This window comes from Pseudomonas sp. NPDC089758, assembly GCF_044748705.1.
GTDB classification, from domain to species: Bacteria; Pseudomonadota; Gammaproteobacteria; order Pseudomonadales; family Pseudomonadaceae; genus Aquipseudomonas; species Aquipseudomonas putida_X.
Window position 1 is genome coordinate 130,580 of record NZ_JBIVGN010000015.1, and the last position, 18,679, is coordinate 149,258.

An 18,679-nucleotide genomic window follows, 5' to 3' on the forward strand; every position below is an offset into this window, starting at 1 on the left:
CGCCAAGCTGCAAGCCGCAAGCTAAGGCAGTACTGTGTAGTTTCATAGATCTCGATTCCACCTCGATCAGCTTGCCGCTTGCAGCTTGCAGCTTGCCGCTGCTACTTGCGCAACAGGCGCAGACCGTTGAACACCACCAGCAGGCTTACGCCCATGTCGGCGAACACTGCCATCCACAACGTGGCCATGCCGGCAAAGGTGAACGCCAGGAAGATGGCCTTGATACCTAACGCCAGAACGATGTTCTGTTTCAGTATCGCCGCACTTTGCCGCGACAGCCTGACGAAGGCCGGGATTTTGCGCAAGTCGTCATCCATCAGTGCCACATCGGCGGTCTCGATGGCGGTGTCGGTACCGGCAGCCGCCATGGCAAAACCGATCTCGGCGCGGGCCAGCGCCGGCGCATCGTTGATGCCATCACCGACCATGCCAACCCGGTGCCCCTGGGCGTAGAGCTGCTCGATCGTGCTCAGTTTGTCGGCAGGGAGCAGGTTGCCTTCGGCGCGGTCGATACCGACCTGGGCAGCGATGGCCTGGGCAGTGTGAGGATTGTCGCCGGTCAGCATGACTGTCTTGATGCCAAGCGCATGCAAGTCGGCGATGGCCTCGCGGCTGCTGTCCTTGACCGTGTCGGCAACGGCGAACAGCGCCAACGGGCCAGAGCGGTCGAGCAACAGCACCACCGTCTTGCCTTGACGCTCGAGTTGGTCCAGCTGCGCTTCGAGCTGCGGTGAGCAGAGGCCCAGCTCTTCGACCAAACGATGGTTACCCAGGTGATAGGTTTCGCCATCGATAACACCGCGCACACCCCGCCCGGCCAACGTAGCGAACCCGCTGACCTCCCTCAGTTCAAGCCCCTGCGCCCTGGCGAACTGGGCGATGGCAGCCGATACCGGGTGGTCTGAGCGCTCGGCCAGGCTTGCCGCCAGTGCCTGGGCGCGGCCTTCGAACAAGGGGTCGAGCACCTTGGTATCGGTCTGCACCGGTTTGCCGTGGGTAAGGGTGCCGGTTTTGTCCAGGGCCAGGAAATCCAGCTTGCGCCCCCCCTCCAGGTACACGCCACCTTTGATCAGGATCCCCTTGCGCGCCGCAGCCGCCAGGCCACTTACTATGGTCACCGGCGTGGAAATCACCAAGGCACAGGGGCAGGCCACCACCAGCAGCACCAAAGCGCGGTAGACCCAGTCGAACCAGGCGCCGGCCATCAGCAGCGGCGGGAGGAGCGCTACGGCCAAAGCCAGGGCGAAAACCACAGGTGTGTAGATGCGCGAGAAGGTATCGACGAAACGTTGAGTAGGCGCGCGGGCGCCCTGCGCCTCCTCCACGGCCTTGACGATACGGGCCAATGTGGAATGCCCCGCCACGGCCGTTACCCGGTACTCGAGCGCGCCGGCCTGGTTGATGGTACCGGCGAACAACTTGTCGCCAGGGGCCTTTTCCACAGGCAGGCTCTCGCCGGTGATCGGCGCCTGATCGACGCTGGATTGCCCACTGACCACCTCCCCGTCCAGGCCGATACGCTCACCGGGGCGTACTCGCACGAGGGCACCGATCGCCACATCGCGCACCTGCGCCTCACGCCATTGGCCGTCAGCCTGCTGCACCGTGGCCATGTCCGGCGTAAGCTGCATCAGGCCACTGATGGCATGGCGCGCACGGTCAAGTGAACGCGCCTCGATCAGTTCGGCGAGGGTGAACAGCACCATGACCATGGCCGCCTCAGGCCATTGGCCGATCAGCACGGCACCGGTCACGGCAATGCTCATCAGCGCGTTGATGTTCAGGTTGCGGTTCTTCAGGGCAATCCAGCCCTTCTTGTAGGTGCCCAGGCCACAGCCAAGGATCGCGGCCAGCGCCAGCGCGGCTACCACCCACTCAGGCGCCAAGGCGCTGAAATGGATTATTTCGGCGGCGATCGCCGCGACGCCGGACAATGCCAATGGCCACCAGCGAGTCTTGGCTGGCGCAAAGGCGCCCCCCTCATCCTCTGCAGCCAGCGGTTCTGCCTTCATACCCAGGCTTTCGATGGCCCGCTCGATCTCAGTAGTGCCCTCCAGGGTATGGCGCACGCCCAGTACGCGGTTGATCAGGTTGAACTCCAGCTGCTCGATGCCGGCCAGCTTGCCGAGCTTGTCCTGGATCAGGGTCTGTTCTGTCGGGCAGTCCATGGCTTGTATGCGAAAACGGCTGAGCCGGGCCTGACCACTGGCCTTTTCGCTCAGTTGCACGAACGCAGGTGCCGCACGGGACCCGCAGCAACTGTGTGCATGGGCGTCGTGGCAATGGCGTTTACTGGCGTTGACGTGGTCATGGTCATGCACGTGTTCGTGGCTGACAGGCTGGTTCATGGGGTCATCCTTAGTGAGCACCTGTTGCCAAGTGAACACCCTGTAGCCACTATAGGGTCAAGCCACCTGTTGGAGATTCGCCATGAAAATCGGAGAACTGGCCAAAGCCACCGACTGTGCAGTGGAGACCATCCGTTATTACGAGCGTGAACAGCTGCTGCCGGAGCCTGCACGTTCCGACGGTAATTACCGGTTGTATACCCAAGCCCATGTCGAGCGGCTTACCTTCATCCGCAACTGCCGCACCTTGGACATGACCCTGGACGAGATCCGCAGCCTTTTGCGCCTGCGTGACAGCCCGACGGGTTCATGTGGCAGCGTGAATGCGTTGATCGACGAACATATCGAACACGTGCAGGCGCGGATCGATGGACTGGTGGCATTGCAGGAGCAACTGGTGGAATTACGCAGGCGGTGCAGTGAGCAGGGAGAGGAATGCGCGATCTTGCAGCGTTTGGAAGTGAACGGGGGTGTATCCGTGCCAGATTCTGAGCATTCGCACGTGGGGCGTAGCCACGGGCATTGACGCCGTGGGGCTGCTGTGCAGCCCTCGGCATTCGCGTTAATCAGACCGCCATCGGCGCCGTCATCGGTGCATGGTGCTCATAGCCTTCCAAGCTGAAATCGCTCGGTTCGATCTTCTCCAGCCACTCAGGCTCATACTTGCCCGTCTCGGCAAAGGCAGGCACGCGGTCGCTGATCACCAGCTTCGGCGCTTGCAGCGGTTCACGCTTGAGTTGCTCATTGAGCATGTCCAGATGGTTTTCGTACACATGGGCATCGCCAATGAAGTACGTGAACCAGCGCGGCGTGTAACCGGTCAGGCGGCCGAACAGCGACAGCAGCGCCGCACCTTCGGTGAGGTTGAACGGCGTGCCCAGGCCCAAGTCGTTGGAGCGGATGTACAGCGTCAGTGAGATTTCCCTGGTCTGCACATTCGGGTGGAACTGGTACAGCAGATGGCAGGGCGGCAGCGCCATTTCGTCCAGCTGCGCGCAGTTCCAGCCGTGGAACAGGATGCGGCGGCTGCCCGGGTCGTTGGCGATGGTGTCCAGGCACTGACGCACCTGGTCGATGGCCTTGTACAGGACGACGAACGCCTGGCCATCTTCTTCGTCCTGGGCAATCCTGCGAAAGCCGGCTTGTTCGGCCATTTCGATCGCAGCCGGATTGCTCAGCGGGATGCGCTTGTAACCCGGCCACTGGCGCCACTGCACACCGTAGATCTCGCCGAGGTCGTCATGGCCCTGGCGGAACGGGTTGGCCAGCCACTGGGCGTTCTCGTTGGCGTTCTGATCCCACACCTTGCAGCCCAGCTCACGGAATTCACCCGCGTTCTTCACGCCACGCAGGAAACCGACCATCTCGCCGATGGCGGACTTGAATGCCAGCTTGCGCGTGGTGATGGCAGGAAAGCCCTTTTGCAGATCGAAGCGCAGCATGGCGCCCGGCAGGCTGATGGTACGGATGCCCGTGCGGTTTTCCTGCAGAGTGCCGTTTTCGATGACGTCACGGACCAGGTCCAGATACTGTTTCATGGCTTACCTGTAACAATAACGGCAGGGGGATCGCCCCTGCCGTTGGGAATCAGATGGCGGGTTTCGCCGTGGGTTTGCGATTATAAGCCCACCAGATCAATCCGAGGCCGGCCAGAATCATCGGGATGCAGAGTATCTGACCCATGGTCAGCCAGCCCCAGGCAATGTAGCCCAGTTGGGCATCCGGCACGCGGACGAATTCGACGACGAAGCGGAAGATGCCGTAGAACAGCGCGAACATCCCAGACACCGCCATGGTTGGGCGTGGCTTGCGTGAGAACAGCCAGAGGATGGCGAACAACGCCACGCCTTCCAGGGCGAACTGGTACAGCTGCGATGGGTGGCGCGGCAGCTGGGCCGGGTCGCTGAACGGCGGGAAGATCATCGCCCACGGCACATCGGTCGGTTTGCCCCACAGTTCGGCGTTGATGAAGTTGCCGATACGCCCTGCGCCCAGGCCAATCGGCACCAGCGGTGCGACGAAGTCCATCAGCTCGAAGAACGACTTGTTGTTGCGCTTGCCGAACCACAAGGCGGCCAGCATCACACCGATGAAGCCGCCGTGGAACGACATGCCACCCTTCCATACCTCGAAGATCAACGTCGGGTTGGCCAGGTAGGCGTGCAGGTCGTAGAACAGCACATAACCCAAGCGCCCGCCGACGATGACCCCCATCGACAACCAGAACACCAGGTCCGAGAGCTTTTCACGCGACCAGGTGGGGTCGAAACGGTTGAGCCGGCGCGAGGCGAGCAGCCAGGCGCCACCAATGCCGATCAGGTACATCAGGCCGTACCAATGGATTTTCAGCGGCCCGAGCGCAACGGCCACGGGGTCTATCTGCGGGTAAGGCAGCATGGATATTCCTCTGGTTTCAAATCAAAAAGCTCAGACCTACGCAAAACAGCAGCGCGGCGAACAAACGCTTGAGCAGACGGGGCGACAACTTGTGCGCCAGCCGCGCGCCGAAGCGGGCGAAAAACATGCTGGTCACGGCAATGCCGACCAGCGCTGGCAAGTACACGAAGCCCACGCTATGGGCGGGCAGATGCTCATCGTGCCAACCCAGCCACATGAAACTCAGGGCGCTGGCCACGGCAATCGGCAGGCCGCAGGCCGAAGACGTGGCGACCGCCTGCTGCATCGGCAGGCTGCGCCAGGTCAGGAATGGCACGGTCAACGAACCACCGCCGATCCCGAAGATTGCCGAGGCCCAACCGATCACGCCACCGGCGCCGATGAGCGCGGGCTTGCCGGGAATGCCGCGGCTGGCCTTGGGCTTGAGCTCCAGTGCCATCTGCGCGGCAATGATCAGGGCGAATACGCCGATGATCTTCTGCAACAGCGGGCCCTGGATAAGCGAAGCCGTCTTGGCGCCCACCCCGGCGCCCAGCAAGATACCCACGGTCATCCAGGCGAAGACCGGCCACTGCACCGCACCCCGGCGATGGTGCTCGAGCACGGCGTTGATCGAAGTGAAGACGATGGTGGCCAGCGAGGTACCGACTGCCAGGTGAGTGAGCACCGAAGCGTCGAAACCCTGCAAGGTGAAGCTGAACACGAGCACCGGCACGATGATGATGCCACCGCCCACGCCGAACAGCCCGGCCAGCACACCGGCACAGGCGCCCAGAAGCAGATAGAGTGCGAACTCCATTCGTCGTCCCCGAAAAAACAATCCGGCATGGTAACGGAAGCCGGGCTCGGGGCTCTAGTGAACTCTGTGACAGGATGGATCGGCACCGCCGCTGTGGGTACAGTGGCAAAAAACGCAGAGGCCCAACCTATGTGCCTGATCGTATTCGCCTGGCGGCCAGGGCATGCCTTGCCGCTGATCGTGGCGGCCAACCGCGACGAGTTCTATGCCCGCCCCACTCAGGCGCTGGCACCCTGGGAAGATGCGCCCGGCGTATATGCCGGGCGTGACCTGGAGGCCGGTGGTACCTGGCTGGGCGTGGGGCCGCAGGGGCGGTTCGCTGCGCTGACCAATATTCGCGACCCCGGGCAGCCATTGGGCCCCCGCTCGCGCGGCGAGCTGGTGGCGGCCTACCTGCAAGGTGAACTTGGGGTCGAGGCATACCTGGACCAGGTCGCCAGCCGCAGCCAACAGTACTCGGGGTTCAACCTGCTGGTAGGCGATGGGGCGCGCCTGGGGTTTCTGCACGCCCGAGACGCGGCGCCGCGCTTGCTGGCGGCTGGGGTCTATGGGCTTTCCAATGCCGGGCTGGACACGCCATGGCCGAAGCTGATCAAGGCGCGCCAGGGGCTGGCACGGGTACTGGATTCAGCGGCCCCGCAGGGTTTGATGGGGTTGCTGGCCGATGGTGAGACGGCGCCTGAAGCAGACCTGCCGGAAACTGGCGTGGGCGTGGCGACCGAGAAGCTGCTGTCGAGTGTGTTCATTGCCAGCCAAAACTATGGGACACGCGCCAGTACGGTGCTGATCGTGGATGATCAGGGTAATAGACGGCTGATAGAACGCAGCTTCGGCCCGTTTGGTGGGCACCTGGGGGAGGTTGAGCTCTCGGTCTGAGACCCTGGGGCCGCACAGCGGCCCTGGAATTCAGAGGGTCTTGTTGGCCTCTGGCCCGATCATCCGCGCCAGCCCCAGGTTTTTCAGGGCCAATTGCAACGAGCTGTGGATAACCTGCGGGTTGTCATGGCTCAGGGCATCGGCCAGCAGCTCCTTGGCCTTGCTCATGTTGATCTGACGCAGCATCCACTTGACCTTGGGCAGGTTGGTAGCGTTCATCGACAAGCTGTCGAAGCCCATGGCCATCAGCAGCACCGCAGCTGCCGGATCACCGGCCATCTCGCCGCAGATACTGACGGGCTTGCCCTCGCCGTGAGCATCACGCACCACGGTGTTCAAGGCTTGCAGCACTGCCGGGTGCAAGTAGTCGTACAGGTCGGCAACCCGCGGGTTGTTGCGGTCCACCGCCAGCAGGTACTGGGTCAGGTCGTTGGAGCCTACGGAAAGGAAATCCACCTGACGCGCCAGCTCCTTGGTCTGGTAAACCGCAGCCGGGATCTCGACCATCACGCCAACAGGTGGCATGGGCACGTCCGTGCCTTCGTCACGTACCTCGCCCCAGGCGCGGTGAATCAAGTGCAGCGCTTCTTCGAGTTCGTGAATGCCGGAAATCATCGGCAGCAGAATGCGCAGGTTGTTCAGGCCTTCGCTGGCCTTGAGCATGGCGCGGGTCTGGACCAGGAAGATTTCCGGGTGGTCGAGCGTCACGCGTATGCCGCGCCAGCCCAGGAACGGGTTTTCTTCCTTGATCGGGAAGTACGACAGCGCCTTGTCCCCGCCGATGTCGAGGGTACGCATGGTCACCGGCAGCGGGTGAAACGCCGCCAACTGCTCGCGATAGATGGCCAGCTGCTCTTTTTCGCTGGGGAAGCGCTGGTTGATCATGAACGGCACTTCTGTGCGGTACAGCCCCACCCCTTCGGCGCCCCGCTGCTGGGCACGGGCCACGTCGGCAAGCAGGCCGGTGTTGACCCACAGCGGCATGCGATGACCGTCCGGGGTGACGCAAGGCAGTTCGCGCAGCGCATCCAGGCCCTGGGCCAGCTGACGCTCTTCTTCGACCACCTCGCTGTATTGCTTGCGCAGCACATCGCTGGGGTTGGTGAACACCTCGCCCTTATAGCCATCGACGATCAGCTCGATACCGTCGACCTTGGAATACGGCAGGTCGACCAGGCCCATCACCGTCGGGATACCCATGGCACGGGCCAGGATGGCGACGTGGGAGTTGCCCGAGCCCAGCACCGAGACCAGGCCCACCAGCTTGCCTTCGGGCACCTCACCGAGCATCGCCGGGGTCAGCTCCTCGCTGACCAGAATGGTGTTGTCGGCATACACCAGCGATTGCGAACGGGCTTGCTGGAGGTAGGCCAGCAGACGGCGGCCGAGGTCTTTGACGTCCGAGGCGCGCTCACGCAGGTAGTCGTCGTCCATCAGTTCGAAGCGGTTGACGTGCTCGCCTACCACCTGGCGCAGGGCGCCCTGGGCCCACTGGCCGGTCTTGATGACGTCAGTCACCTCACCGCCAAGGGCTGCATCCTCCAGCATCATCAGGTACACGTCGAACAGCGCGCGTTCTTCAGGGCGCAGCTGGGTGGCCAGCTTCGCCGACAGCTTGCGCATATCGGCACGCACGCCTTCGAGGGCGTTGTTGAACAGCTTGAGTTCAGCGTCGATGTCTTCGACCGTCTTGTCTGGCACCACCTCAAGGTCGGCCGGCGGCAACATGACCACGGCACGCCCGACGGCAGCACCCGGCGAGCCTGGCACGCCGACGAAGCGCGCTTCCTGGATGCCCTTGCCCTGGCGGCCCAAGCCGCGAATCGAGCCGGTGGCCTCGGCGTGGGCGATGACCCCGGCGAGCTGGGCACTCATGGTGACCAGGAACGCTTCTTCACCCTCATCGAACTGGCGGCGTTCTTTCTGCTGAATGACCAGTACGCCGACCACACGACGGTGGTGGATGATCGGTGCACCGAGGAAGGACGCGAAACGCTCCTCGCCCGTTTCAGCGAAGTAGCGGTAACGCGGGTGATCGGCAGCGTTTTCCAGGTTCAGCGGCTCTTCCCGGGTACCGACCAGACCAACCAGGCCTTCGTTGGGGGCCATGCTGACCTTGCCGATGGAACGCTTGTTGAGGCCTTCGCTGGCCATCAGCACGAAGCGGTTGGTTTCCGGGTCGAGCAGGTAGACCGAGCAGACCTGGCTGCCCATGGCCTCCTTGACGCGCAAGACAATGATACCCAACGCCGTCTTGAGATCTTTGGCGGAGTTCACTTCCTGGACGATCTTGCGCAGCGTATTGAGCATGGCTCGGGGTCGAACTCCGTCGTCAGTCGCGCGTCAAAAGACGCGGTGCTAGCTCTTTCAGGGCGCGGCGATACACTTCACGCTTGAAGGTCACCACCTGGCCCAGCGGGTACCAATAGCTGACCCAGCGCCAGCCATCGAATTCGGGCTTGCCGGTCAGGTCCATCCGCACCCGTTGCTCATTGCTCACCAGGCGCAGTAAAAACCATTTCTGCTTCTGGCCGATACACAGCGGTTGGCTGTGGGTACGTACCAGACGCTGGGGTAAACGATAACGCAACCAGCCGCGGGTGCAGGCAAGAATTTCCACATCATCGCGTTCAAGGCCAACTTCTTCGTTCAGCTCGCGGTACAGGGCATCTTCCGGCGTCTCGTCAGGGTTGATACCACCCTGAGGGAATTGCCAGGCATCCTGGTTGATCCGCCGAGCCCATAGCACCTGCCCGGCATCATTCGTGAGAATGATCCCGACATTTGGGCGAAAACCATCCGGGTCGATCACGGCAGCAACCTCGCAAACGCATGTCACCGCATTGTTCCACAAAGCTTGCGAGGGCAGCAACGCGCCCGCCACGCTTATGTGCAGCGAGGTGAAAACTCCGTATTCTGCGGGCCTTCCCTATGGCTGACGCGAGTAACCGCAATGCGCCTGGCTTTATTCGACCTGGACAATACCCTCCTTGGTGGCGACAGTGACCACGCCTGGGGTGATTATTTGTGCGAACGGGGCATTCTGGACCCCATCGCCTATAAACGCCGCAACGACGCCTTCTACCAGGATTACCTGAACGGCATCCTGGACCTGCAGGCCTACCTGGCCTTCTCCATGGAAATCCTCGCGGCGACCGAGCCGGCGCAGCTTGACCAATGGCACCGCGACTTCATGCGCGACTGCATCGAGCCGATCATCCTGCCCAAGGCACTGGCCTTGCTGCAGCAGCACCGCGATGCCGGCGACCAGCTGGTGATCATCACGGCCACCAACCGCTTCGTCACCGCACCGATTGCCCGCCGCCTGGGCGTGCGGGTGCTGCTGGCGACCGAATGTGAAATGCAGGATGGCCGCTACACAGGGCGCAGTACCGATATACCGTGTTTCCGTGAAGGCAAGGTGACGCGGCTGGAGCGCTGGATGCTGGAGAACGGCTTCGACCTGGAAGACAGCTATTTCTACAGCGACTCGATGAATGACCTGCCATTGCTGGAGCGGGTAACGCACGCGGTGGCGGTGGACCCGGACCCTAACCTGCAGGCCGAGGCAGAACGACGCGGCTGGCCGGTGATATCCCTGCGGGATTGAAAGGGTTGGGGCTGCCGAGCAGCCCCATCGGCTCAGACCGGTTTGGCGCCCATCAGGCCGGCAATGGACAATAAGCAGACCCCGCTGAACACCGCCAGGGCCAGGGTAAACCGCAACCCCACCACCTCAGCCTTGCGCAGCCGATTCAGGCGCACCAGCAGCCACCATGCGGAAAACGCACCTACCGTATAGAGGACGCTGGAAGCCAGCACCCAGGTCTGCCCCAACGGCCAGCCCACCAGGTGCACCAGCCACCAGCCGGTGAATGGCATGCTCAACAGGCACACGCCCATCAACACCCAGACGAACACCAGCGGCCGTCGCAGCAGCTTGCCGTAGGCATCGGCATCGCCCTGGCGCCTGGCGCGTACAGTCCAGATCGCCAGGCCCAGCGCCCCCAGAAGCAGCAACGCGGTGGCGAGGATGTGCAGGGTCTTGAGGGTGGTCAGGTGTTCCATGTCGTCACGTCCTTGGGTGGTTAGCCAAGCTTAGCCGCTCAACCCAGGAATAGCCGGTAGGCCGGGTTTTCGGTTTCATCCCAGTACGGGTAACCGATCTTGGCCAGCGCTGCCGGCACCAGGTGGCGCTCGTCTTCCGGCACCTGTAGCCCAGCGACGACACGGCCGTCAGCCGCGCCATGGTTGCGGTAGTGGAACATCGAGATGTTCCAGCGCCCGCCCAGCTTGTTGAGGAAGTTGAACAACGCCCCCGGCCGCTCCGGGAATTCGAAGCGCAGCACGATCTCGTCACTGGCACCGGCCGAATGGCCGCCGACCATATGGCGGATGTGCAGCTTGGCGAGTTCGTTGTCGGTCAGGTCGGTGACCGGGAAACCCTGGTCGGTCAGCTGTTGCACCAGCGCAGCGCGCGGGTCGTTCTCTGGGTGGGTCTGCACACCAACGAAGATGTGGGCCTCGTCGGAGGTATGCTTGCGGTAGTTGAATTCGGTGATCTGGCGCTTGCCGATGGCCTCGCAGAAGGCCTTGAAGCTACCGGGGCGCTCGGGGATGGTCACCGCGATGATCGCTTCGCGCTTCTCGCCCAGCTCGGCGCGCTCGGCGACATGGCGCAGGCGGTCGAAATTGACGTTGGCGCCGGAATCGATAGCGACCAGGGTCTGGCCGCTCACACCGGTGAGCTCCACGTACTTCTTGATACCGGCAACGCCCAACGCGCCAGCAGGTTCGGTGATCGAGCGGGTATCGTCGTAGATATCCTTGATCGCCGCACATATCTCGTCAGTGCTGACGGTAATCACGTCATCCACGTACAGCCGGCAGATATCGAAGGTATGCTGGCCAATCTGCGCCACCGCCACACCATCGGCAAACAGCCCGACCTGCGGCAGGACCACGCGCTCGCCAGCGGCCATGGCGGCCTGCAGGCAGTTGGAGTCGTCAGGTTCGACGCCGATGACCTTGATTTCCGGGCGCAGGTATTTCACGTAGGCCGCGATACCGGCGATCAGGCCGCCACCACCCACCGGCACGAAGATCGCGTCCAACTGCCCCGGGTGCTGGCGCAGGATCTCCATGGCCACGGTGCCTTGGCCGGCGATGGTGTGCGGGTCGTCGTAAGGGTGGACATAGACCAAGCCCTTCTCATCGACCAGCTTCAGCGAGTAGGCCAGCGCCTCTGGGAACGAGTCGCCATGCAAGACAACCTTGCCGCCCCGCGAACGCACGCCTTCGACCTTGATCTCCGGCGTGGTCTTGGGCATCACGATGGTGGCCTTGATGCCCATCTCACGCGCGGCCAACGCCAGGCCCTGAGCATGGTTGCCGGCCGACGCGGTAACCACGCCGCGTGCCAGTTCTTCCGGGCTCAGTTGCGCCAGCTTGTTGTACGCCCCACGGATCTTGAAGGAGAACACCGGCTGCAGGTCTTCACGCTTGAGCCAGATATGGTTGCCCAGGCGCTTGCTCAGTTGCCCGGCGCTGTGCAGCGGGGTTTCGACAGCGACGTCGTAGACGCGCGAGGTGAGGATCTTCTTGACGTACTGTTCAAGCATCGGGAAAGCATCACTGGCCGCGGGACAAGGGCTGCGAGTCTACCCCAGCGCCACGTCGGGCGACCACAGCAAAGCCGTCCGAGCCGTTATACTAGCCTCCTTTCATTACCGCCCTGCCCCTTTCCGGAGCCCGCATGACCCAGGACCAACTCAAACAGGCCGTCGCCCAGGCCGCTGTCGACTTCATTCTGCCCAAGCTGGATGAAAAGAGCGTCATCGGCGTCGGCACCGGTTCGACTGCCAATTTCTTCATTGACGCCCTGGCCCAGCACAAGACCGCGTTCGACGGCGCGGTCGCCAGCTCCGAAGCCACGGCACAGCGCCTGAAGGGCCACGGCATCCCGGTGTATGAGCTCAACAGCGTCAGCGACCTGGAGTTCTACGTCGACGGCGCCGACGAAAGCGACGCACACCTGAACCTGATCAAAGGGGGTGGCGCGGCACTGACGCGCGAAAAAATCGTCGCGGCCGTGGCCAAGACCTTCATTTGCATCGCCGATGGCAGCAAGCTGGTGCCGGTGCTGGGCGCCTTCCCGCTGCCGGTCGAGGTCATCCCGATGGCCCGCAGCCACGTGGCGCGTCAACTGGTCAAGCTGGGGGGCGATCCGGTGTACCGTGAGGGGGTGGTCACCGACAACGGCAACGTCATCCTGGACGTTCACAACCTGCAGATCACCAACCCGGTGGAGCTGGAAGCGCAGATCAATGCGATCGTCGGCGTGATCACCAACGGCCTGTTCGCCGCGCGCCCGGCCGACCTGCTGCTGCTGGGCACCGCTGAAGGCGTCAAGCGCCTCACTGCCGAGTAACGCCTCGGCGGCAAGCCGGCGATTGGGGCAAAAACACACTCAATCGACCGGCTGCTTGAACACGTAGAACAGGTTCGGCTCACTGACCAGATAAATGGTCCCCGCCTCATCCATGGCAATCCCTTCCGCCTGCGGCACCGTCTGCTTCAGCCCCTGGTAACCCTTGCGCAGCGACAGTGTGCTCAACGGTTTGCCCTTCACGTCCAGCTCCAGCACCAGCCGTGATTCATCCGACAACGCCAGCAGATGCCCGCTGCGCTCGTCGAATTGCAGGCTCGACAGATCCCTCACGAACAACCCCTCATCGCGCTTGCGGTCCTGCGCCACATGCACTGCATAGGGCTGCTCCGGATTTTCATGGGGGAACCCGTGAATTTCATAGATCACCATCGGGTCCCGCTCCTTGGCCACGAACAGGCGTTTGCCCGCCGAGTCGTAGGCCAGGCCCTCGAAGCCCTTGTTACCGTTCAGGCCGATACCCAGGCTCAATTGCTCGGCATCGTTGGCATCCAGGAACAGCGTGTCATCCTCCAGGCGCACGCGAATCAGCCGTTGCTGGCGCTCATCGGTGATCACGTAACTGTTGGGCCCAACGTATTCCACCGCCTCAGGGTCGCCGAAACCGGTCAATGGCACCCGCCGCAGGATACGGCCGTCGAGGGACAATTCGATCAGTTCGGACCGCTTGTTGGTCACGGTGAACAGCGTCTTGCGGTCGGGGTCGTACGTCAGCGCCGAAACATCATCGTCCAGCCCGTCGATGGACTGCGCCTGGATCACCACCTGATAGCGATCCAGGCCCATGCTTTGTTCAGCGGGCTGCCACCAGGACTTGACGTTGAACCAGCCACGCTCGAGCAAACGGAACTGCTGCTGCGCCACGCCCAGCAAGAGCAAGGCGAGCAGACCAGTGACGGCCAGGATCAGGGGCAGACGAACATAACGACGCATAGGGCAGACTCGGTTTGAGGACGACGAATCTAACCACGAACAACTGAAGTAAAGCTTAATGCCAGCATCCGAAATATCTGATTTTTCAGTCAGTTTTTCTTGAATCGATAGAACAGGGCCGGCTCACTGACCATGTACAGGTTGCCTTGGTCATCCATTGCCACCCCTTCAGCACGCGGAATGGTGTCCTTGAGGCCGTTGAACCCGCCCAGCAAGGTCATGAAGCTGACCTGCTGACCTTGCTCGTCGAGCTCCAGCAGCATGTTGGAGTCCGACGACAGCACCAGAAGGTGGCCCGTACGCGGGTCGACGCCCAGGGCGGAGAGGTTGCGCAGGTCGAGTTCGTCGCTGGGCAGCGGCTGCTTGTCACCCTGCAGCGGGCTACGCCCATCGGTGCTCCAGGTATACAGCTTTGGCGGCCGCTCCTCGCCGATCACCAGGCGCTGGCGCATCGGGTCCCATGCCACGGCTTCGAAGCCCTTGTTGCTTTGCACCGACTCGCCCAAGTCGTGGCTCTGAAAATCTGCATGGTTCAGCGACTTGGTTTGCGCATCCACCTTGACCACGGTCAGGTCGTGCAGACGCTCATCGGTAATGGCCAAGCGGCCATCCTCCAGCACGGCAACCCCTTCAGGGTTGTTCCACCCCTGCAATGGGATCTGCCTCAGCACATCACCCTCGAGGCTCAACTCGACCAGGAACGGGTTCTTGCCCATGACCACAAATAACGTACGCGTATGCGCATTGAACGCCACGTCCGACGCTTCATCGTCGTCCATGCCCGGCAGGGGCTTGGCATCGATATCGACCTGGTAGTCCGGCAACCAGACGCTTTCGCCGCGCTCTGCGCTGCTCTCGAAGCCTTCCTGCAACCACAGCCGGCCACGGTCATCCCAGTGCATTGCCACGGCCACGCCATAGCCAATCACCGCAGCCACGGCCAGGCCGAATGGCCAGCGCAGGTAGAAGCGACGCTTGGGGGATACGGAAGCGCTGGAAGACGGGGCCATACAGAGTGTTCCTGGGTAAATAGGCGAAGATTCGCGCATTATCCAGATGGGTTGTGAAAAAAACGGTAAATCGCGTCGCCCGCTTCGCGGGCGGCGCAGTCTCGGCTCAGAGCACCCGGCTTTCGAAGCGGCTCACGCCCGGCAACTCCAGCACCAGTTCATCACCCACCTCGAAGGGCCCGACGCCTGCCGGGGTCCCGGTCAGGACCACATCCCCCGGCAACAGCGAAAAGTGCGAGGCCATGTGCTGGATGATCGGCACGATCGGGTTGAGCATCATCGCGCTGTTGCCGTCCTGGCGAACCTCACCATTGATGGTCAGGCGCACGGGAATGTCGGCCAGGTCTTCGAACGTACCGGCAGCAACGAAAGGCGGCAGAACACAGGCACCGTCGAAACTCTTGGCGGTCTCCCACGGCATGCCCTTCTCTTTAAGCTTGGCTTGCACGTCGCGCAGGGTCAGGTCCAGCGCTGGGGCGAAGCCTGAGATGGCATCCAGCACTTCTTCTTCGGACGGGTGCGCCGACAGCGGCTTGCCCAGCAACACTGCGATTTCGGCTTCGTAATGCACCGACCCACGGTCGCTAGGAATCTTGAAGCCACCCTCCAGCGGCACCACGCAACTGCCCGGCTTGATGAACAGCAACGGCTCGCTCGGAATGGGGTTGCCCAATTCCTTGGCGTGCTCGGCATAGTTGCGGCCAACGCAAACAACCTTGCCCAACGGGAAGTGGATACGGGTGCCGTCTACGTACTGGTGCTGGTAACTCATGGCCGACTCCTTTGATTACTGCTTTTATTCAGGAGCGAAGATCTTACCCGGATTCATGATGCCGTTAGGGTCGAAGACGGCCTTTATCGCCTTCATGCAGGCGATTTCCTGCGGTGAGCGGCTGTAGCCAAGGTAATCGCGCTTTGTCATGCCCACACCGTGCTCGGCGGAGATCGAGCCGTTATAGCGCTGGACGATGTCGAACACCCACTTGTTGACCTTGGCGCATGAAGCGAAGAAATCGTCTTTGCTCATGGTCTCGGGCTTGAGGATGTTCAGGTGCAGGTTGCCGTCACCGATGTGCCCGTACCAGACCACCTCATAGTCGGGATAGTGCTCGCTGACGATGGCATCGATGTCGCGCAGGAAGGCCGGCACCTTGGAAACCGTGACCGAAATGTCGTTCTTGTACGGCGTCCAGTGGGAGATGGTTTCGGACAGGTACTCGCGCAGCTTCCAGAGGTTTCGCAACTGGGCTTCGCTCTGGCTCATCACCCCGTCCAGCACCCAGCCTTGCTCGACGCAGTGCTCGAAAGTGGCCAGCGCTTCGTTGGCCACCTCCTCGGTACTGGCCTCGAACTCCAGCAAGGCATAGAACGGGCAGTCGGTGGCGAACGGCGCAGGAACGTCGCCACGGGCCATGATCTTGGCCAGGCCCTTGTCGGAAAAGAACTCGAATGCCGTGAGGTCAAGCTTGCCCTGGAAGGCATGCAACACCGGCATGATCGAATCGAAGTCCGGCGTGCCCAGCACCATCGCGGTGAGGTTGCGTGGGGCGCGGTCCAGGCGCATGGTCGCCTCGACCACGAACCCCAGGGTGCCTTCGGCGCCGATGAACAACTGGCGCAGGTCATAGCCCGTGGCGTTCTTGATGAGGTCCTTGTTCAGCTCGAGCAGTTCGCCCTTGCCCGTGACAACTTTGAGGCCAGCGACCCAGTTACGGGTCATGCCATAGCGAATGACCTTGATGCCACCCGCGTTTGTGCCGATGTTACCGCCAATCTGGCTGGAGCCGCTCGAGGCGAAATCCACCGGGTAATAAAGCCCCTGTTCTTCGGCGAATGCCTGCAGCTGGCGGGTGATGACCCCAGGCTGGCAGACCACCGTGCGATCGAAGGCATTGAAATCGAGAATCTGGTTCATGTAGTCGAAGGCGACCACCACTTCACCATTGGCTGCCACGGCACCGGCGGAGAGCCCGGTCCGACCGCCGGAAGGCACCAGGGCAACCTGATGGCGATTGGCCCAGCCAACGATGGCCTGAACCTGTTCCACGCTTTTGGGGAACACGATGGCAGTCGGCGCGGGCGGGAAATGCTTGGTCCAGTCCTTGCCGTACGTTTCCAGGGAAACGGCATCGGTCAGGACCTTGCCAGGGTCTACCAAGGTCATCAGTTCATCAATTACCGCGGGCTGCGTCATCGCCGGAACTCTCGACTTATTCATAGTCACCCTGAGTACTCTTCACCTGTCGGGATAAGCTCAGATTGTGTCGCGTATGCTAGCATAGCGCTCCCGCTGTTCATGCTAAGGCCGACGCCGCGCCTAGCATCACTTCTCGCCATTTTTTCTCCGGGATACAGGTTTACGCAGATGAGCAAGACTTCTCTCGACAAGAGCAAGATCAGGTTCCTTCTCCTTGAAGGTGTGCACCAGAACGCGGTGGATACCCTCAAGGCCGCCGGGTACACCAACATCGAGTACCTCACTGGCTCGCTGCCGGAAGCGGAACTCAAGGAAAAGATCGCCGATGCCCACTTCATCGGCATCCGTTCGCGTACCCAGCTGACCGAAGAGATCTTCGACTGCGCCAAGAAACTGGTCGCCGTCGGTTGCTTCTGCATCGGCACCAACCAGGTCGATCTGGACGCTGCCCGCGAGCGCGGTATTGCCGTGTTCAACGCGCCATACTCCAACACCCGCTCGGTGGCCGAGCTGGTGCTGGCCGAAGCCATCCTGCTGCTGCGCGGCATCCCCGAGAAAAACGCCTCCTGCCACCGTGGCGGCTGGATCAAGAGCGCTGCCAACTCGTTCGAGATCCGCGGCAAGAAGCTGGGCATCGTCGGCTACGGCTCGATCGGTACCCAACTGTCGGTACTGGCCGAGAGCCTGGGCATGCAGGTCTACTTCTACGACCCGCTGACCAAGCTGCCGCTGGGCAACGCCGTGCAGGTCACCAGCCTGCACGAACTGCTGGGCCTGGCCGACATCGTCTCGCTGCATGTGCCTGAGCTGCCATCCACCCAGTGGATGATCGGTGAGAAAGAAATCCGCGCGATGAAGAAGGGCTCGATCCTGATCAACGCCGCCCGTGGCACCGTGGTAGAACTGGACCACCTGGCCGCGGCCATCAAAGACAAGCACCTGATCGGTGCCGCCATCGACGTGTTCCCGGTCGAGCCGCGCTCCAACGATGAAGAGTTCGAAAGCCCGCTGCGCGGCCTGGACAACGTGATCCTGACCCCGCACATCGGTGGCTCCACCGCCGAGGCCCAGGCCAACATCGGCCTGGAAGTGGCCGAGAAACTGGTCAAGTACAGCGACAACGGTACCTCTGTATCGTCGGTCAACTTCCCGGAAGTCGCCCTGCCAGCGCACCCGGGCAAGCACCGCCTGCTGCACATCCACGAAAACATCCCGGGCGTGCTCAGCCAGATCAACAAAGTCTTCGCCGAGAACGGTATCAACATCTCCGGTCAGTTCCTGCAGACCAACGAGAAAGTGGGTTACGTGGTCATCGACGTTGACGCCGAGTACTCCGACCTGGCGCAAGAGAAGCTGCAGCACGTCAAGGGCACCATCCGCTCGCGCGTACTGTTCTGAGCTTGATTGCCAAGCCCTGGTAGCGGCTGCCAGTCAGACAGCGTTATCAGGGCTGCTACGCAGCCCATCGCCGGCAAGCCGGCTCCCACAGGCTGCGCGCAGGCCTCAAGCGCTGCGCGGTCTCTGAACTACCCCAAGCAAGCTGGACACCCATCCAAAGTCCTGGGGTAGCCCATTCTGGACTGCCCCCAAGAAGTTGGACACCAATCCAACCCTTGGGGGATCTATGGGTAAGTACACCGAGCAATTCAAGCTCACAGCGATTACAGCCTA

17 protein-coding genes are annotated in these 18,679 nt (G+C 62.2%); 5 read left to right on the forward strand and 12 right to left on the reverse strand.

Annotated elements, in window-relative coordinates:
• Nucleotides 1-101: 101 nt before the first annotated feature.
• Nucleotides 102-2,348 carry a heavy metal translocating P-type ATPase gene (locus tag ACIPZH_RS19700; protein WP_400637460.1) on the reverse strand — a complete coding sequence of 749 codons (2,247 nt, stop codon included), beginning with the start codon at nt 2,346-2,348 and terminating at the stop codon, nt 102-104.
• A gap of 82 nt (nt 2,349-2,430) precedes the next feature.
• Between ACIPZH_RS19700 and cadR the strand changes: the two genes are divergently transcribed.
• Complete coding sequence (cadR, locus tag ACIPZH_RS19705) at nt 2,431-2,874, forward strand: cadmium resistance transcriptional regulator CadR (protein ID WP_400637461.1); 444 nt, start codon at nt 2,431-2,433, stop codon at nt 2,872-2,874.
• A 40-nt stretch (nt 2,875-2,914) separates the two neighbouring features.
• Here the strand turns inward: cadR and ACIPZH_RS19710 are convergent, their stop codons facing one another.
• Genes ACIPZH_RS19710 through ACIPZH_RS19720 form a run of 3 tightly spaced genes read right to left on the reverse strand, consistent with a single transcriptional unit; the run spans nt 2,915 to nt 5,544 of the window.
• Complete coding sequence (locus tag ACIPZH_RS19710; RefSeq protein WP_400637462.1) at nt 2,915-3,886, reverse strand: thymidylate synthase; 972 nt, start codon at nt 3,884-3,886, stop codon at nt 2,915-2,917.
• A gap of 49 nt (nt 3,887-3,935) precedes the next feature.
• Nucleotides 3,936-4,745, reverse strand: coding sequence for a prolipoprotein diacylglyceryl transferase (gene lgt, locus ACIPZH_RS19715; RefSeq protein ID WP_241805052.1), 810 nt, complete (start codon nt 4,743-4,745; stop codon nt 3,936-3,938).
• A gap of 16 nt (nt 4,746-4,761) precedes the next feature.
• Complete coding sequence (locus ACIPZH_RS19720) at nt 4,762-5,544, reverse strand: sulfite exporter TauE/SafE family protein (RefSeq protein ID WP_349975919.1); 783 nt, start codon at nt 5,542-5,544, stop codon at nt 4,762-4,764.
• A gap of 129 nt (nt 5,545-5,673) precedes the next feature.
• On the opposite strand from ACIPZH_RS19720, the gene ACIPZH_RS19725 reads away from it, so the two are divergent.
• Complete coding sequence (locus ACIPZH_RS19725; RefSeq protein WP_400637463.1) at nt 5,674-6,420, forward strand: NRDE family protein; 747 nt, start codon at nt 5,674-5,676, stop codon at nt 6,418-6,420.
• 30 nt (nt 6,421-6,450) lie between these two features.
• On the opposite strand, the gene ptsP is transcribed toward ACIPZH_RS19725, so the two are convergent.
• A complete protein-coding gene (ptsP, locus tag ACIPZH_RS19730) occupies nt 6,451-8,730 on the reverse strand; it encodes a phosphoenolpyruvate--protein phosphotransferase (protein WP_241805049.1) in 2,280 nt (759 codons plus the stop codon).
• A gap of 22 nt (nt 8,731-8,752) precedes the next feature.
• A complete protein-coding gene (locus ACIPZH_RS19735) occupies nt 8,753-9,232 on the reverse strand; it encodes an RNA pyrophosphohydrolase (RefSeq protein ID WP_003249017.1) in 480 nt (159 codons plus the stop codon).
• A gap of 141 nt (nt 9,233-9,373) precedes the next feature.
• Here ACIPZH_RS19735 and ACIPZH_RS19740 point away from each other — a divergent pair, with 141 nt between their 5' ends.
• Nucleotides 9,374-10,030: an HAD family hydrolase gene (locus ACIPZH_RS19740; RefSeq protein ID WP_400637465.1), complete on the forward strand. Its 657-nt coding sequence runs from the start codon at nt 9,374-9,376 to the stop codon at nt 10,028-10,030.
• A 32-nt stretch (nt 10,031-10,062) separates the two neighbouring features.
• Here the strand turns inward: ACIPZH_RS19740 and ACIPZH_RS19745 are convergent, their stop codons facing one another.
• Both ACIPZH_RS19745 and ilvA read right to left on the reverse strand, forming a co-directional pair.
• A complete protein-coding gene (locus tag ACIPZH_RS19745; protein WP_400637466.1) occupies nt 10,063-10,488 on the reverse strand; it encodes a DUF2269 family protein in 426 nt (141 codons plus the stop codon).
• 38 nt (nt 10,489-10,526) lie between these two features.
• Nucleotides 10,527-12,041 (reverse strand): threonine ammonia-lyase, biosynthetic, encoded by a 1,515-nt coding sequence (gene ilvA, locus ACIPZH_RS19750; RefSeq protein WP_241805046.1) that lies wholly within the window; start codon nt 12,039-12,041, stop codon nt 10,527-10,529.
• A 134-nt stretch (nt 12,042-12,175) separates the two neighbouring features.
• On the opposite strand from ilvA, the gene rpiA reads away from it, so the two are divergent.
• Nucleotides 12,176-12,850, forward strand: coding sequence for a ribose-5-phosphate isomerase RpiA (gene rpiA / locus ACIPZH_RS19755; RefSeq protein ID WP_400637468.1), 675 nt, complete (start codon nt 12,176-12,178; stop codon nt 12,848-12,850).
• A 39-nt stretch (nt 12,851-12,889) separates the two neighbouring features.
• Here rpiA and ACIPZH_RS19760 read toward each other — a convergent pair whose 3' ends face one another.
• The 4 genes from ACIPZH_RS19760 to ACIPZH_RS19775 all read right to left on the reverse strand — a co-directional run bounded on the left by ACIPZH_RS19760 (nt 12,890) and on the right by ACIPZH_RS19775 (nt 17,005).
• On the reverse strand, nt 12,890-13,801 hold the full coding sequence (locus ACIPZH_RS19760) for an SdiA-regulated domain-containing protein (RefSeq protein WP_400637469.1): 912 nt from the start codon (nt 13,799-13,801) through the stop codon (nt 12,890-12,892).
• Between the two features lie 89 nt (nt 13,802-13,890).
• Entirely contained in the window at nt 13,891-14,811 is a 921-nt protein-coding gene (locus ACIPZH_RS19765; RefSeq protein ID WP_400637471.1) for an SdiA-regulated domain-containing protein, read from the reverse strand.
• A gap of 106 nt (nt 14,812-14,917) precedes the next feature.
• Nucleotides 14,918-15,583 (reverse strand): fumarylacetoacetate hydrolase family protein, encoded by a 666-nt coding sequence (locus ACIPZH_RS19770; RefSeq protein WP_400637473.1) that lies wholly within the window; start codon nt 15,581-15,583, stop codon nt 14,918-14,920.
• 24 nt (nt 15,584-15,607) lie between these two features.
• Nucleotides 15,608-17,005: an FAD-binding oxidoreductase gene (locus ACIPZH_RS19775; protein WP_400637474.1), complete on the reverse strand. Its 1,398-nt coding sequence runs from the start codon at nt 17,003-17,005 to the stop codon at nt 15,608-15,610.
• Between the two features lie 171 nt (nt 17,006-17,176).
• Between ACIPZH_RS19775 and serA the strand changes: the two genes are divergently transcribed.
• Entirely contained in the window at nt 17,177-18,406 is a 1,230-nt protein-coding gene (serA, locus tag ACIPZH_RS19780) for a phosphoglycerate dehydrogenase (protein WP_400637475.1), read from the forward strand.
• Nucleotides 18,407-18,679: the final 273 nt, after the last annotated feature.